The organism is Neisseria sp. P0021.S005 (assembly GCF_051956955.1).
In genome coordinates this window covers 1-1,387 of sequence record NZ_JBQCWY010000770.1, presented here as the reverse complement: position 1 = coordinate 1,387, position 1,387 = coordinate 1, and the positions used below count along the sequence as shown (strand labels likewise).

Annotated in this window: 1 protein-coding gene; it reads right to left on the bottom strand. The window is 53.6% G+C overall.

The genetic code is table 11. From position 1 onward, the window contains the following. Positions 1–155 precede the first annotated feature (155 nt). On the bottom strand, positions 156–1,387 hold a 1,232-nt coding region (gene ribBA, locus ACTHUE_RS19145; RefSeq protein ID WP_440424185.1), incomplete at its 5' end, for a bifunctional 3,4-dihydroxy-2-butanone-4-phosphate synthase/GTP cyclohydrolase II.

Here is a 1,387-nt window from a genome sequence, read left to right as displayed (position 1 = left end):
ATTATTCTTATCATTATTGAAATAATTTAATAAATAGTCGTTTTTATCATAATTTTATTTGGATAATATTCAGATAAATAGCGAGATGAAAAGGCCGTCTGAAAATTTTCAGACGGCCTTTTATTTCATTTGCTTTGAGAATCAATCAAGCAAGATTATTTCTCAGCTTCTTCAAAACCGACGACTTCGAGGCCGAAGCCGGTGAGGCCGGTGAAGGATGAAGGCTGGCCGAGGACGCGCAGTTTTTTGACGTTGAGGCCAGCGAGAATTTGTGCGCCTATGCCGTAGCTTTTGCTGTCCCATTTGTAGGCTTGGTTTGCGCCTTTGGGCAGGGTGCGGTCGAGCAGGGTGGCGCCGTCTTCGGTACGGTGCAGGAGGATGACTACGCCGCTTTCGGCTTGTTGGATGCGCTCAAGGGCTTTGGGCAATGACCAGGAATGGCGCGGGTTGGCTTGGATGAAGTCCATGACGCTGAAGGGTTCGTGGACGCGGACGAGGGTTTCTTCGTCGGCGGTTGGTGTACCTTTGACGAGGGCGAGGTGGGTTTCGCCTGAGAGTTTGTCGACGTAAACGTGTTGTTGGAACTCGCCCCACGGGGTTTGTACGGGTGCGTTGCCCATGTCTTCGAGCAGGCTTTCGGTGCGGCTGCGGTATTCGATGAGGTCGGTAATGGTGCCGATTTTGAGGTTGTGTTCTTCGGCGAATTTCATCAGTTCGGGCATGCGCGCCATGGTGCCGTCGTCGTTGATGATTTCGCAGATGACGGCGGCGGGAATCAGGCCGTTCATTTGTGCCAGATCAACGCCGGCTTCTGTGTGTCCTGCGCGGACGAGTACGCCGCCTTTTTGGGCACGCAATGGGAAGATGTGGCCGGGTTGGACGATGTCTTCTGGTTTGGCGGATGGGGAAACGGCGGTTTGAATGGTCAGGGCGCGATCGGCGGCGGAGATGCCGGTGGTAATGCCGTGGGCGGCTTCGATGGAGACGGTAAAGTTGGTACCGTATTGCGCGCCGTTTTTCTGGGTCATCATGGGCAGGCCGAGTTTTTCGACCATTTCGCCGTCCATCGGCAGGCAGACCAGGCCGCGTGCGTGTTTAATCATGAAGTTGATGGCTTCGGGGGTAACGAATTGGGCGGCCATCAGCAAGTCGCCTTCGTTTTCGCGGTCTTCGGCATCGGTGATGATGACCATTTTGCCGGCTTTGATGTCTGCTAGGATTTCTGGGATGGTGGAGATGTGGGACATGGTATTTCTTTCTTGGCTGATGGTGGGGGCGTGGCGGTCTTGGTGGTCTTGATCCAGCCACATGTCAGGCATATTGGCTGCCTGCTCGATTTTTCGGGCTTTTTTCTCGCCGAAAGATTTGTTTTTCAACAGGGCGGACA